The following is a 14,369-nucleotide window of genomic DNA, read 5'->3' as shown; positions in this document are numbered from 1 at the left end:
CACGCTGTCAATCGTGGCAGGGTCTCCGGTATGGACGAACAGGCCGGCCCCGGTGACGCGTGGAGTCAGTTCGTCCAGGCGGTCTTCGAGGTCAACTCGCGGATAAACCAGGCCGGTGAGGGCATCGCCGGCCCGCTGGGCCAGAGCTCGGCGCGGTGGCACGTGCTCGGCCGGGCGTTCCGGCCGCAGACCGTGGCCGCGATGGCGGCCGACATGGGCCACGCCCGGCAGAGCGTCCAGCGGATCACCGACGCCCTGGAGCGGGACGGCCTGATCGCCTACCGGCCGCATCCGACCGACCGCCGTACCCAGCTCGTCGAGCTGACCGCGCCGGGCCGCGCCGTGCTCGAGGAGATCTATCAGCGCCAGCTGGCCTGGTCCGCCGGGGTCACCGAGCAGCTCGGCGAGTCCACGTTGCGCACGCTCGCGATGTCGCTGCGGGACGTCTCCCGCACGCTTTCCGATCCACGATCGTAGGGAGCTCCAGACCATGGCTCGATTCGTCGTGCTCTACCGCGCGCCGCACGAGGTCGCCGCCCGGTTCGTGACGGCCACCCCGGAGGAGGCCGTGATCGGCGTCCAGCAGTGGACGGACTGGTTCACGCGGCTCGGCCCGGCGCTCGTCGACCCGGGCCGTCCGCTGGGCCACACGACGACAGTGTCCCGCTCGGGCGTCGCGGACGCGCCGACCGAGATCGTCGGGATGACCATCCTGGAGGCCGCCTCGATGGACGAGGCCGTCGCGCTGGTCGGCGATCACCACCATCTGCAGTGGTCCGACCAGTGCACGATCACGATCCTCGAGGAGATGGGTATCCCGGAGGTCGAGGCCGGCCTGGTCGGCTGACTACCGGCGGAAGCTGCCGACCAGGGTGTTCAGCTGGGATGCCATCCGGGCCAGCTCGGCGGTGGCCTGCTGGGTCTCGGCGATGCCCTGGGTGGTCGACTCGGCCGCGGTCGCCACCGCGGTGATGCCCTGCGAGATCTCGTTGGTGCCGGACGCCGCCTCGGACACGCTGCGGCTCATCTCGGCCGTGGTGGCGGTCTGCTCCTCGACCGCCGAGGCGATCGTGGTCTGGAAGTCGCTGATCCGGGAGATGACCAGGGAGATCTCCTCGATCGCGGCGACCGCTCCGCTGGTGTCCGCCTGGATCGCCTCGACCCGGCTGGAGATGTCCTCGGTGGCCCGGGCGGTCTCCTGCGCGAGGTCCTTGACCTCGGACGCGACGACGGCGAACCCCTTGCCCGCGTCGCCGGCCCGGGCCGCCTCGATGGTGGCGTTCAGGGCCAGCAGGTTGGTCTGCTCGGCGATCGAGGTGATCACCTTGATCACGTTGCCGATCTCGGCGGACGACTCGCCGAGCTTCTTCATGGTCGCCGAGGTGGCCTCGGTGACGTTCACCGCCTCGGCCGCGACCCGGGCCGCCTCGGACGCGTTCTGCGAGATCTCCCGGATCGACGCGCCCATCTCCTCGCTGCCCGCCGAGACGGTGTCCACGCTGCGGGAGATCTCCTCGGCGGCGGCCGAGACGGCCTGCGCCTCGGTCGAGGCCTGCAGGGCGGAGTCGGCGATGTGCGCGGCCGCGCCGGTCATCTCCTCGGACGCGCCCGCGAGCGACGCCGCGGACTGCTCGATGGTCGACACGGTCTCCCGCAGGTTCACGATCGCCGCGTCGAGGGCCTGACCCATCCGGCCGGGCTCGTCGCGTCCGGTCAGCCCGCTGGAGTGGGTGAGGTCGTTCACGGCCAGGGCGTCGCACACCTCGCGGACCCTGGCGAGGGACCCGACGATGCCCCGGGCGACCACGGAACCGATCCCGATCGCCAGGACCACCCCCAAGATCAAGATCACCACCGACAGCGTACGACTGAACCGGTACGTGTCCTGAGCCGCGTCGGCGTTCTTCACCGCGTCGGCCTTCTCCGTCGCGTCCAGCTCGTCGAGCTGTGCCCCGACCTTCTGCATCAGCGGCTCGGTCTCGGTGTCGCGCACCGTCGACCAGGCGGCCAGCTTGTTGGTGTTGCCGAGGGCCAGCATCCGGTCCTTGGCGATGGTGGCGTACTGACTCCACGTGTCGGCGAGCGCGGCGATGGTGTCCTGGCTGCCCGCCGGGCCACTGGCCCGGTACGCGGCCATGGCGTCGTCGAACGCCTGCAGATCGGCGGTCAAGTCGTCGGAGAAACCGGCGGCGACGGTCTTGTCCGGGGAGAGCGCTTGGTTCGCCGAGTCGCCCTGCGTCTTCTCCACCGCGGTCTGCAACCGGCCGACCGCGGTGATGCTCGAGACGTTGCTCGTCGAGATCAGCGCGGCCGCGGCACTCGTCTTGCTCAGCCCGATGATCCCGGTCACGCCGACCACCACGGCGATCGCGGCGGCCACGGCGACCGCGGCGATGACCTTGACGCTCACGCCGATGTTGGCGAGCCAGTTGTTACCCGTCACGTCCTGCCCCCGAAGTCACGACGACCGCGCCCGCACGGCACGCGTTTCATCCCATCGTCACCCGTGCGGTGAGGATTTTTGCCGATTTGCCGTGCTCGGTGACGGACCCGTCTCGCGGTGACCCGCAGCGGACCGCCCGGTCCGGCCCCGGCGGCCGTGACAGAACGGGCGGTCCGGTATTTCGGTGACCTATCGGTCCGCGACCAGCAGATATTCCGCGCCGCAGGACTCGGCCAGCTCCGCGCCGAACAGGGCGGCCGGGGTGAAGGCGCCGGGCCGGCCCTCGCCCGCGAGCAGCCGCCGGCACACCTCGGCCGGCACGATGCCGGTCCACTCCTGGGCGTCGCCGAGCCGCAGCCAGCCCTCGCGGGTGGTGCCGTCCGGCCAGTCGATCACCGCGTGTCCCCAGGAGTGCTGGCGCGGACGCGGCCGGGCCGTGACCTGCACGGCGGCCAGGCGCCGTTTCGCGAACTCCCGGACCGGGCCGATCGCCAGCACCGGCAGCAGGGCCGCCATGGCCGCCCGGGCGACCGGCGACGACGGCGCCTCGCTCGACGCGGCCTGCACGTCCGGCGCGCCGCTGGCCCGCTGAGCCGCCATCAGCTCGCCGAGCGGGATGCTCGCGGCGGTCGCGGTCCCGCCGCCGTCGGGCAGGGTCAGCTGCCGGGCGTCGCCGCCGATCCGGTCCGGAACGAGCCGTCCGCCCCGATAGCGGCGGCCCTGGAAGCGGCCACCGCCGGCCACGCCCGGGATGCCGTCCAGGATGCTGGCGGCCAGGGCCTCGCCGAACGCGCCGGCCTCCATGGCGAGCGAGGCCACCGCGTCCACCCGGACGCGGCGCGGTGCGGGCCGGCCCTCGCACAGTTTCACCACGACGCTCTCGGTCGCCGCGACGCCGAACCCGGCGCCGGTCACCGCGGTGCGCCCGGCGGCCGCGATCGCGTCGTGCAGCCCGAGGGTCGTGGTGAACGCGGACAGGTCGTTCGCCAGGTCGACGTAGTGGCTCGCCGGCAGGCAGGCCCGGATGATCGGCTCGGCGGTCGTGGCGAACGGCCCGACCGTGTTGACCACCACGGCCGGTCGCTGCCGGGAGATCTCGCCGGCCATCGCCGCGATCGAGGCGGCCACCACCGTGCGGTCGCCCTCGGCCACCGCGGTCAGGCGGGCGCCGTCCCGGCCGACGAGCGTCGGGCGGATGCCCCGGGCCCGCAACGCCGTGGCGATCGCCCGCCCGCTGCGGCCGGTGCCGCCCAGAATCCACACTTCAGCCATCGCTGAGACTCACCTTCTGTAATGACATGACGTGTCATCACCATAGCTCGTGACGACACGACGTGTCATCACTAGTCTGGTGTCATGGCGCGATGGCAACCGGACGCCCGGGAACGCTTGCAGCAGGCGGCACTCGAGCTCTTCGCCGAGCAGGGCTTCGCCGCGACGACGGTTCCGGAGATCACCGCCCGGGCCGGGCTGACCACGCGGACGTTCTTCCGGCACTTCGCCGACAAGCGGGAGGTGCTGTTCGCCGGCGACGCCGAGGTGCCCGCCATGGCCGCGGAGTTCCTGGCCGACGCCCCGGCCGACGCGGCGCCCCTGACGATCGTGCTCGACGGTCTGCGGGCCGTGGCCGAGACCCGGTTCGAGCCGCGCAAGGCCGCGGTGCGGGCCCGGCGCGAGATCGTCGGCACCGACGAGGGGCTGCAGGAGCGGGAGCTGCGCAAACGGGCCGCGCTCGCCGAGGCGATCCGGGCCGGGTTCGTGGCGCGCGGGCTCGGGAGCGTGCGCGCGGCGCTGATCGCCGAGTCCACTGTGACGCTGCTGTTCGTGGCGGTCACCGAGTGGCTCGACGAGGACCGGCCGCTCGCCGCGATCATCGAAGACTGCCTGGGAGTGCTCCGCGCCGAGATAAGTCCCGTCTGAGATCCGGTACCGGCTTCGTGCCAGGACGGCCGGACGGTGGTACCGCGGGGTGATCGGCGCTCGTACAGTTCGCCGAAAGATACCGCCCCATCAGGGAGGACACCCGTGTCGGCTCAGGACGCCACGTCATCGGCAGCGGCGCGACGCCGCTGGTTCATCACGGTTCTGCTCGCCCTGGTGATCCTCGCCGTGGCGGCCGGATACGCCCTTTCCCACAACCGCGTCACCGGCACCGGCTCCCTGCCCGGCCCGGCCACCTCGGCCGACGCCTCCGCCCCGGCCGATGAACCTTCCGTCGAGTCCTCCGACCTGGCCGACCCGCAGTCCTCGGAGTCGCCGGAGCCGTCGTCCGGCGCGCACACCCCGAAGGTGATCTCCACCCACAAGACGTCCACCTCGACCGCGCCGACCACCTCGGAGCCGACCGGCCCGTCGATCTCCTACTTCCGGGTCGCGTCGAAGCCGTCCTGCCCGTCCGGAACCGATCAGGTCAAGTACGAGGGCGACCCGGTGGTCCTGGAGTGGAAGGTCAGCCACGCCGAGTCGACCACGATCTCGGTCGACGGCCCCGGCATCTACGACACGTACGGCACCAAGGACTCGGTCAGCCTGAACTTCCCGTGCGGCGACGCCGAGCCGGGCAGCTACGCGACACACACCTACCTGCTCACCGCGACCGGCCCGGACGGCACCAAGACGAAGAAACTGACCGTGCGGGCGAAGGCCAACGAGATCGCCACCACCTGATCCCGCATCGGCATAGGGAAGACTCGATGGCATGACCCGCCGCCTGATCCATCCGCGCCGCTGGAGCCCGCCCGCCGTCACCGATCCGGGACCGACCGGACCGCTGGCGGTGCGGCGGCTGCCGACCGGCGGGCACGGCCCGGAAGACGTCGTCTTCGACGACCAGGGCAAGATCATCACGGGTACGGCGGACGGGCGCATCGTCCGGATCGACCCGGCCACCGGTGACCGCACCGTGCTGGCCGAGACCGGCGGCCGCCCGCTCGGACTGCACCCGCGGCCCGACGGCGGGGTCCTGGTCTGCGACCACGATCGCGGCCTCCTCGAGGTGCGGCCGGACGGCTCCGTCGAGGTGCTCGTGGACACCGTGGACGGCGAGCCGCTCACCTTCGCCAGCAACGTGGTCCAGGGGCTCGACGGCACGATCTGGTTCACCACCTCGACGTCGCAGTGGCACCTCGACCAGCACCTCGGCGACGTCTTCGAACACTCGAACACCGGCCGGCTGCTGCGCCGGGACCCGGACGGCGCGGTCACCACCGTGCTCAGCGGGCTGAAGTTCGCCAACGGGCTGGTGCTGGCGCCGGACGAGTCGTACCTGCTGGTCGCGGAGACCACCGGCTATCGCGTGCAACGGCACTGGCTGACCGGCTCCCGGGCCGGCGACACCGAGACCCTGGTCGGCAACCTGCCCGGCTTCCCGGACAACATGTGGCTCGGCGGTGACGGGCTGGTCTGGGTGGCGATCGCGGCACCCCGCAACACCCTGCTCGATCGGCTGCTGCCACTGCCCGGGTTCCTGCGCCTGCTGGTCTGGAACCTGCCCGCCGCGCTGCGCCCCCAGCCGGTGCCGATCGCCTGGGTGATGGCCTTCGACCTGGACGGCAGCCGGGTCCACGACCTGCGGGTCGCCGACGGCTCGTACGGGTTCGTCACCTCGGTCGCCGAACGCGACGGGGTGCTGGTGCTCGGCAGCCTGACCGAGGACGACGTCGCCGTACTGGTCAGAGGTACCTGACCCCGGTCAGCTCCTGCGCGGCGGCCCAGAGCCGCGTGGCGACGGCCGGGTCGGCGGCCTCCCGGCTGAGCTTCGCCTCGGTGACCCGGCCACGGGTCTCGCCGAGCCCGGCCGGCCCGAAGAACTGGCCACCGACCACGGCCGGGTCGGTCGCGGCGCGCAGCTGCGGCAGCGTGCCCTGCTCGACCGACTGGGTGGCCAGCAGCCCGACCGTCGCGATCGCCCGACCGAGCCGGCCCTTGTGCTCCCAGGCCCGCGGCGTCAGGTTGGTGCGGGTCAGCCCCGGGTGCGCCAGGGTGCTGACGATCGGTGAGCCGGTGGCGCGCAGCCGGCGGTCCAGCTCCAGACCGAAGAGCGTGGTGGCGAGCTTGGACCGGCCGTACGCGGGACTGGGTTTGTAGTTCCGCTCCATCATCAGGTCGCCGAAGTCCAGGTGCGCGCTCTTGTGGGTGATCGAGCTGAGGCTGACCACCCGCGGCTTCGGCGCGGCGGCCAGCGCGTCGAGCAGCAGGCCGGTCAGCGCGAAGTGGCCCAGCATGTTCGTGCCGAGGTGCAGCTCGAAGCCGTCAGCGGTGACCCGGCGCGGGCCGAGCAGCACCAGCCCGGCGTTGTTGACCAGCAGGTCGATCGCCGGGTGGTCGGCGGCCAGCGTCGCCGCGAAGGCGCGTACCGAGGCGAGCGACGCCAGGTCCAGCTCGCGGACCTCGACGTCCCCGCCGATCCGCCGGGCGGCGTCCTGCCCGGCGGCGGTGTTGCGGACGGCGAGCACCACGTGGGCGCCGTGCCGGGCCAGCTCGGTCGCGGTGACCAGGCCGAGACCCGAGTTGGCGCCGGTCACCACGGCGACCCGGCCGTGCTGGTCGGGGATGCGGTCGGCGGTCCATCCGGTCATCTGCTGCTCCAAGGTGTGTCGGTGCGCTACGCCGACGACGGTAGGAGCTGCGGGAGCGGGTTCGGTCGCACTTCGTTGCCTAGGTCTGCGAGACCTACCGTGCCGGTCCGGGCAGGCGGCACACTTGCGGAATGACCCATCCGTACGCCCGGGAGCTCGGCGATTTCCTGCGTGCCCGGCGCAGCCGGCTCAGCCCGCGCGACGTCGGCCTGGAGCCGGGCGGCCGGCGCAAGGTGACCGGGCTGCGGCGCGAGGAACTGGCCCTGCTGGCCGGGCTGAGTACCGACTACTACCAGCGGATGGAGCAGGGCCGGGAGGTGCGCCCGTCGGACGACGTGCTGGACGCCCTGGCCGGCGCGCTCGTGCTCGACGGCGACGAGCGCCGGCACCTGTTCGCGCTGGCCCACGCGGCCCGCCGGCCGATGCCCGAGCAGCCGGACCGCGGCCCGGAACACGTCCCGGCGAGCACCCGGCGGCTGCTGCGGGTGATGGACACCCCGGCGGTCGTGCTCGGCCGGCACCTCGACCTGCTCGCCTGGAACTCGATGGCGGAGGCCCTGCTCGGCGACCCGCGCGACGTCCCGCCGGACCGGCTCAACATGCTCCTGCTGCTCTTCGACGACACCCGCACCGCCGAGCGGAGCTGCCCGGACTGGGAGGGCCAGGCCCTCGACTACATCGGCCTGATGCGCGCCGCCGTCGCCGCCGACCCGACCCACCCGCGGGCCACCGCGATCGTCGGCGAGCTGAGCATCCGCAGCCCCGAGTTCCGCCGGCTGTGGGCCCGGCACGACGTGCGGGTGTCGGTCAGCGGCACCAAGACCTTCCGGATCCCGGCGGCCGGCGACATCACCCTGGACTGGGACACCTACCCGCTGCCCGGCAACCCGGGCCCGGTTCTGCTGGTCTTCACCACCGAGCCGGGCAGCGCCGACGCGGACCGCCTGCAGCTGCTCGCCGCGCTGCACGCGACCCGCTCGGCGTCGGCGGTTACTTCGCGACCGTCTCGGTGACCCAGGCGATGAAGTTCGCGGTGGCCTCGCCGGTGCGCTCGGCCATCGTGTGGCCCAGGCCCCAGACGGTGGCGAAGTCCACCTCGCTGCCGTAGTTCTGCAGCGCCAGGGCCAGGTTGACCTCGGTCGCGTTCGCGGTGTCGCCCTGCATGATGCCGGTGCGGATCCGCCAGTGCGGTGCGACGGTCGCCTTCTGGTAACCGGCGTAGATGCTGTTCAGGTAGTAGAGCGGGCTGTACATGTTGACCCGGTAGGTGACGTCCTTGCCGACCGCGTCGGTCTTCGCGAAGTCACCGGTGTAGGCGGTCGCGGCGAAGTCGTCCGTCCAGCCGGAGAGCTTCGCGAAAGCGGTCTCGTTGGCCGCGATGACCTGCTCGGCGACCGGCGAGAAGTGCAGCCCGTCGGTGCCGCTGCCGAACACCACGTTCTCGCCGACGGTCCGGTCCGGGCCGTCGAACGCGCCGACCGCCTTGGTCGGCGGCTTCTGGCTCTTGGCGAAGCCGGCCAGGCTGGTCACCTTCGCGGTGTTGGAGGCCTTGTCGTAGGTGACCCACTGACCGGTTTTGTTCAGGTGAGTGAAGTACTCCTCGACCGTCTTGTAGGTGGTGGTGTCGGTCGCCTGCCCACCGCCTTGCGCGCCGCCGGGCATGCCGCCGCCCGGTGCGCCGCTGGGCATACCCGCTCCGCCCGGCCCGCCGCTCGGCATGCCCGCACCGCCCGGGAATCCGCCGCCGCCGGGCGCTCCGCCGCCGGTCATGCCGGCCATGAACGAGTTCGACGGGGTGTAGGGGAACGTCGTGTCGGTGAGGAAGTTGTTCAGCGACTCGTTGACCACCGAGACCAGGTGGTCGTAGTAGCTGCCGCCCAGGTAGACGCCGGTGCTGGACTTGTCCAGGGAGAGCGTTGTGCCGGACGCGTCCTTCAGGGCCAGCTTGTTCTGGTGTGCCGCGAACGCCTTGGCCAGCTCGGTCGAGTAGCTCTGCGTCCAGGTGCCGGCCGCCCGGGTGTCGGTGTCGGCGAACTGGCCGATGTTCCACTCGTACGACGCGTTCGCGTAGTCCAGGCTGGTGATCGGGCACCAGCACATCGCGCCGGCCACCGCGTCGCTGATGGTCTTGCCGCTCGCGTCGGTCATCGCCGCGCCCAGGCTCTCCAGGTACGGCGTGTACAGCTCGCTGTCGCCGGACGCGCCCATCACCGCGCTCTGCGCCCCGCCGCCGCTCATCCCGAACACCACCATCCGGTCCTTGCTGCCCGGGATCAGTGCGGCGTTGTAGCGCACGTAGCGCACGGCGGCTTTCAGGTCGGTGACACCCCACGGCGCGTTGCCGGCGTACCCGGTGCCGTTGCTGTCCTTGCCGCGCAGGCCCGGGTGCACGTAGACGTAGCCGACCTTCAGGTAGGCCGCGACGTCGTCGTAGCTGTACTCGGTCAGCGGCTTCTGCGCGGCGTAGCCCGGCGTGTTCACCGGGAAGACGATCGGGGCCGTGCTCGCGGTGAAGTCGCCGACCTTCCCGGAGCTGTCGATCGCGGCCGTGTACGTACCGTCGCTGTTTTTTGTGCCCTTGAAGTAAGCCCCCGGGACGAAGACCGCGAGCGTCTCATAATCGGTGGCGGCGGGCTTGGCCAGGTAGGACCGGCCGATCTGGTAGTAGACGTCGTTCGTCTCGTCATAGCTCCAGGCGCTGCCGCTGAAGGCCAGCGACCCGGTGCCCGCGGGTGCGGCGGAACTGTCCGGCGACGCGTTGTCGTCCGAGCTGGTGCACGCCGCCAGACCCAGGACGCTGACCGCCGAGGTGGCCATGGCCCCCTGAAGAAGCGTTCGCCTGCGCAGTTCCATGAGTGTTTCCTTCTCTCGCTGACCATCCGGGCTTGCTCAAAGCGTGCCGAATCGGCAAGCCGGTGTCGTCCACCGACAGCAGCCACCGCAACTACCACTGCAGTAGTAGGCAGCCGCCACGCCGTGCCCGCCCGTTGTCCAATGCTGTCCAACCCCGGCCGATAACACGGGTGCCGGTCGATGCCGTCCCGTTAGCGTCCGCTCGCAGACAGGCTGGCGATGGGGGATGGTTCGTGCGAGGCAACAGGATTCGCCGGGTGGTAACCGGGCTGACCGGGGCAGTGGTACTGCTGACTCTGGGGACGGTGCCGGGACAGGCGTACGCGAAGGAACAGAACGACGTCGAGAGCCGCAAGCGGCAGGTCACCGCCAGCGGACCGGGGGTGGTCCGGCCGGTGGCGCCCGCCGCCGAGCCGGGCGACGGCGACACGGTCCGGCTCGTCGTCGGTTTCGACGACGGGGTGAGCGCGGCCACGGCGACCCGCGACCTCGGTGCGGCCGGGGTGCGTGCCGACGGCAGCGCACCGCTGGCGAAGCTGGGCGCGCAGACGGTGAGCGTGGCACGGTCGCGCAGTGCGGCGGTGACGGCCACGTTGCGGGCGTCGCCGGGGGTCGCCTACGTGGAGGTGGACACCGGGGTGCGGGCCGACGCGGTGGTGCCGAACGACCCGCGCTGGTCGGACCAGGGCGAGTTGCGGCAGATCACCGTGCCGGACGCGTGGAGCCTCACCACCGGTGCGGCGGTGACCGTGGCGGTGATCGACGGCGGGGTCGACGCGATCGGCGATCTGGCCGGGGCGGTCATCGGCGGCCACGACTTCGTGAACAACGACGCGGTCGCCAACGACGAGAGCGGTCACGGCACCGCGGTGGCGTCGCTCATCGCGGCCCGGGGCAACAACGGGGCGGGTATCGCCGGCACCTGCTGGGCCTGCCGGATCCTGCCGGTGAAGGTCCTCGGCGCGTCGGGCGACGGCAGCATCGCCACCACCGCGGCGGGCATCGTCTACGCGGCCGACCAGGGGGCGAAGATCATCAATGCGTCGCTGGGCACCCCGCAGAACCTCACCGTGCTGCGCGACGCCGTGGCGTACGCACAGCGCAAGGGCGCCCTGGTGGTCGCGTCGGCGGGCAACAACGCGGTGCGGACGCCGCGCTACCCGGCCGCCTACCCGGGAGTGATCGCGGTCGGTGGCACCGACGAGACGAGCGACATCTTCCTGACGTTCGACCCGTACACCTACGAGATCTACGGATCGAACTACGGGCCGGAGTGGGTGGACGTCGCCGCGCCGTGGTGCACGCTCGCCGCGGACCTGGCCAGCGGGGGTTATGCGAACTTCTGCGGCACCTCGGCGTCGGCGCCACTGGTGGCCGGAACGATCGCGCTGATGAAGTCCAGGCATCCCCGGGCGACCAACACGGCCCTGGTGCAGAGCTTGACGGGTAGCGCCAAGGCCACCCCGACGACGGGCTTCACCCAGTTCGGCGAGATCCGCGCGGGGCGGGCGGTGTCAGGCGTGGACACGACCGCGCCGCGGATCACCGGCACCTCCCCGCGGCAGTCGGCCCGGTTCCGCGGCACCGTCACCGTGCAGGCCACCGGCGTGTCCGACACCGGCAGCGGCGTGGCCCACGCCGATCTGTACGCCGACGGCCGGTACGTCGGACGTGACACCACGGCGCCGTACGCGGTGCGGTACAACAGCGGCAAGCTCAACCGTACGGTCGCCCTGCAGTGGCGGGTGTCCGATCGGGCCGGCAACCAGTCCCGCTACGACCGCAAGGTGATCGCCGACAACCGTGGCCCGTCGGTGCGGATCAGTAAGGCCCCGCGCTCCGGGGCGAAGGTGCGTGGCACGGTCACCGTCAAGGTCGCCGCCACCGACCCGGCCGGCGTCGCCCGCGTCGAGGTGCTGATCAATGGCAAGGTCGTGGTCAGGGACGCGAAGGCCCCGTGGACCCTCAAGATCAAGGTCGCGAGATACGGCAGGACGATGACCGTACGGGTCCGCGCGGTGGACAAGCTCGGCAACGTCACGACCACCGCCGCACGCACCTGGAAGCGCTGACGGGAGTTCGGGCCGATGCGGGCCGGAGCCGGCGGGTAACGTCACGGCTCCGGCCCGGTCTCGTGGCCGGGTGCGGACGAAGGGTTTGAGGTGCCGGCCGACATCACCACCGTGGCGGAACTCGGACAGTTGCTCCGGCGTCTGCGGCGTCGTCAGGCACGGCATGCCGGTGCGAAGGAACTGACCTACCGTCAGGTTGCCGAGCAGACCGGATGGTCACACGGGATCGTCGGGGAATACCTGGCCGGGCGGGTGCTGCCGCCGACCGACCGGTTCGACGTCCTCATCCGGCTGCTCGGTGCCACCGCCGCGGAACAGGGTGTGTTCGCTACGGTCCGGGACCGGTTGGAGGAGCAGCGCCGTCCGGGGAGCGCGACACGCGAGGCGGTGCCCCGGGAACTTCCCGCGCCGGCCGGGACGTTCGCCGCCCGCACGACCGAACTGTCCCGTCTGGACGCGATGCTGCCCGACCGGCGCCCCGTGGTGATCAGCGGGATGGCGGGCGTCGGCAAGACGACCCTGGCGTTGCACTGGGCGCACCACGCCGCCGACCGGTTCCCGGACGGTCAGTTGTACCTGAACCTCCGCGGGTTCCATCCCGCCGGCGCGGTCGGCGTGAGCGAGGCCCTGCATCATCTTCTGGGTTCGCTCGGGGTGCCCGCCGAACACCTCCCGGCGACCCTGGAAGCTCAAGAACGGATGTATCGCACGATGCTCAGTGGCCGGCGGGTGCTGATCGTGCTGGACAACGTCGCCGACGCCGGCCAGGCCCGGCCGCTGTTGCCGCCGGCGGGCTGCCACTGCGTGCTGACCAGCCGCAACCACCTGACCGGCCTGATCGTGGCGGAGGGCGCGCAGTCGCTGACACTGCAGCCGTTCAATGATCAGGACGGTCGTGACCTGCTGACCCGCAGGCTCGGTGCGGCCCGGATCGCCCGCGACGACACCGCGGTCGAGCGCATCCTCGCGGCCTGCGGTGGCCTGCCGCTCGCCCTCGCCCTGGTCGCCGCGCGGGCCACCATCCACCCGGGCTTTCCCCTCGCGGAGATCGCCACGCAGTTGGATCAGGCGGCCGGTGGACTCACCGCGCTGCGCAGCGACGACGTGAACACCGATGTCCGGACCGCGTTCTCGTGCTCCTACCGGCTGCTCCCGGAGATCAGCCGACGGATGTTCCGGCTGCTCGGGCTGCACCCCGGTGCCGACGTGTCCGATCGGGCCGCGGCAGCCCTGGCCGGGACGACGCCGGGCGAGGCCGGCGCCATCCTCGACGGACTCGCCCGCGCCCAGCTGCTCACCGAGCACCGCCCCGGCAGGTATGTCGCCCACGACCTGCTGCGCGCCTACGCCGCGGAACTGGTCGCCGAGGCCGATCCGCAGGCCGCCCGCCTGGCGGCGCAGGACCGCCTGATCGACCATGTCGTGTACGCGGCGTGCACAGCAGCCACCACGATCAACCCCCTGCGTAAGCCGATCCCGCTGGGCATGGGTGACCCGCCCGGCACTGTGGCGCCCTTTCACGACGAGGCGCACGCCATGGCCTGGTTCCGCGACGAGCACCAGGTCCTGCTCGCCGTCCTCCGGCTCGCGGCGCAGGTCGGGGCGGACCGCCGAACGTGGCAGCTCGCCTGGGGCATCGGAGAGTTCCTCGACCGCAACGGCAGCCTGACGGACTGGGCCGCCGTGCAGGCCACCGCGCTCGAAGCAGCGGAACGCCTGGACGATCCCGCCGCCCGAGCGTTCTCCCATCGGGTTCTCGCGAACGGCTGCATCCGCCTGGACCGGCCGGGCGACGCGCTCGGCCACCTGGCCCGGGCCCTCGACCTGTACCTGTCGCTGGACGATCTCGCCGATGCCGCGACCACGCTCTACCTGACGGCCTGGGCCCACAGCCTCCGCGACGACTGGCCCCAGGCCCTCGACAACGGTGAACGGGCCGTCGCCCTGGCCCGCCGCGCCGGCGACCCGGTCGTGCTGGGCCTGGCTCTGAACATGATCGGACATCTCCACGCCGAACAGGGCGGGTACGAGGTCACGCTGGAGCGCTGCGGGGAGGCGGCGCAGTTGCAACGCGCCATCGGGCACCGGGTCGGGCTCTCCGCCACGCTGGACACCCTCGGCGTGGCCCACCAGGCGCTCGGCCGTCACGAACTGGCCGTCGAGCACTACCGCGAGGGGATGCGGCTGCACGCCGACCTGGGCGACCGCTACAACGAGGCGGACATGGCGGTGCGGCTCGGCGACGCGTACGCCGCGGTTGCCGACCACACCGCCGCTGCCGGAACCTGGCGGCACGGCCTGACCATCCTCGAGGCCATGGATCATCCCGGGGCGGCCGGACTCCGCGAGCGGCTCGCCGCGCTGGACACGGTCGCGTAGGCCAGCATGGTCATTGACCCCGGCTGGTGCTGGGGGTTGTCTCGA

At 72.0% G+C, this 14,369-nt stretch carries 12 protein-coding genes; 8 read left to right on the top strand and 4 right to left on the bottom strand.

Annotation, left to right across the window (positions count from 1 at the left end; genetic code table 11):
- The first annotated feature begins 30 nt into the window (after positions 1 to 30).
- The gene (locus Apa02nite_RS43055; RefSeq protein ID WP_203830253.1) at positions 31 to 477 is read left to right on the top strand and encodes a MarR family winged helix-turn-helix transcriptional regulator; all 447 of its coding nucleotides are present in this window, start codon (positions 31 to 33) and stop codon (positions 475 to 477) included.
- A 13-nt stretch (positions 478 to 490) separates the two neighbouring features.
- Positions 491 to 847 (top strand): YciI family protein, encoded by a 357-nt coding sequence (locus tag Apa02nite_RS43050; protein ID WP_203830252.1) that lies wholly within the window; start codon positions 491 to 493, stop codon positions 845 to 847.
- On the opposite strand, the gene Apa02nite_RS43045 is transcribed toward Apa02nite_RS43050, so the two are convergent.
- Together Apa02nite_RS43045 and Apa02nite_RS43040 are read right to left on the bottom strand one after the other, a co-directional pair.
- Positions 848 to 2,443 carry a methyl-accepting chemotaxis protein gene (locus tag Apa02nite_RS43045; RefSeq protein ID WP_203830251.1) on the bottom strand — a complete coding sequence of 532 codons (1,596 nt, stop codon included), beginning with the start codon at positions 2,441 to 2,443 and terminating at the stop codon, positions 848 to 850.
- Between the two features lie 189 nt (positions 2,444 to 2,632).
- Positions 2,633 to 3,715, bottom strand: a complete 1,083-nt coding sequence (locus tag Apa02nite_RS43040) for a saccharopine dehydrogenase family protein (RefSeq protein WP_203830250.1) — start codon at positions 3,713 to 3,715, stop codon at positions 2,633 to 2,635.
- Between the two features lie 84 nt (positions 3,716 to 3,799).
- On the opposite strand from Apa02nite_RS43040, the gene Apa02nite_RS43035 reads away from it, so the two are divergent.
- From Apa02nite_RS43035 to Apa02nite_RS43025, 3 genes are all read left to right on the top strand, one after another.
- Positions 3,800 to 4,363 carry a TetR/AcrR family transcriptional regulator gene (locus Apa02nite_RS43035; protein ID WP_203830249.1) on the top strand — a complete coding sequence of 188 codons (564 nt, stop codon included), beginning with the start codon at positions 3,800 to 3,802 and terminating at the stop codon, positions 4,361 to 4,363.
- 105 nt (positions 4,364 to 4,468) lie between these two features.
- A complete protein-coding gene (locus Apa02nite_RS43030) occupies positions 4,469 to 5,110 on the top strand; it encodes a hypothetical protein (RefSeq protein ID WP_203830248.1) in 642 nt (213 codons plus the stop codon).
- A gap of 31 nt (positions 5,111 to 5,141) precedes the next feature.
- Positions 5,142 to 6,128, top strand: coding sequence for an SMP-30/gluconolactonase/LRE family protein (locus Apa02nite_RS43025; protein WP_203830247.1), 987 nt, complete (start codon positions 5,142 to 5,144; stop codon positions 6,126 to 6,128).
- Here the strand turns inward: Apa02nite_RS43025 and Apa02nite_RS43020 are convergent.
- A complete protein-coding gene (locus Apa02nite_RS43020) occupies positions 6,115 to 7,020 on the bottom strand; it encodes an oxidoreductase (protein WP_203830246.1) in 906 nt (301 codons plus the stop codon). The genes Apa02nite_RS43025 and Apa02nite_RS43020 overlap by 14 nt on opposite strands.
- A 131-nt stretch (positions 7,021 to 7,151) precedes the next feature.
- On the opposite strand from Apa02nite_RS43020, the gene Apa02nite_RS43015 reads away from it, so the two are divergent.
- Positions 7,152 to 8,033, top strand: coding sequence for a helix-turn-helix transcriptional regulator (locus Apa02nite_RS43015; RefSeq protein WP_203830245.1), 882 nt, complete (start codon positions 7,152 to 7,154; stop codon positions 8,031 to 8,033).
- Here Apa02nite_RS43015 and Apa02nite_RS43010 read toward each other — a convergent pair.
- Entirely contained in the window at positions 8,011 to 9,873 is a 1,863-nt protein-coding gene (locus tag Apa02nite_RS43010; RefSeq protein ID WP_203830244.1) for a subtype A tannase, read from the bottom strand. The two genes, Apa02nite_RS43015 and Apa02nite_RS43010, sit on opposite strands and share 23 nt — an antisense overlap.
- A gap of 257 nt (positions 9,874 to 10,130) precedes the next feature.
- On the opposite strand from Apa02nite_RS43010, the gene Apa02nite_RS43005 reads away from it, so the two are divergent.
- Entirely contained in the window at positions 10,131 to 11,945 is a 1,815-nt protein-coding gene (locus Apa02nite_RS43005) for a S8 family serine peptidase (RefSeq protein WP_203830243.1), read from the top strand.
- Between the two features lie 90 nt (positions 11,946 to 12,035).
- Entirely contained in the window at positions 12,036 to 14,324 is a 2,289-nt protein-coding gene (locus Apa02nite_RS43000) for a tetratricopeptide repeat protein (protein ID WP_203830242.1), read from the top strand.
- The last annotated feature ends 45 nt before the right edge of the window (positions 14,325 to 14,369 follow it).

The organism is Actinoplanes palleronii (genome assembly GCF_016862315.1).
In the GTDB taxonomy this organism is placed as follows: Bacteria; Actinomycetota; Actinomycetes; order Mycobacteriales; family Micromonosporaceae; genus Actinoplanes; species Actinoplanes palleronii.
Note: the sequence above shows the minus strand (reverse complement) of the source record. Positions and strands in the feature narration are given on the sequence as shown.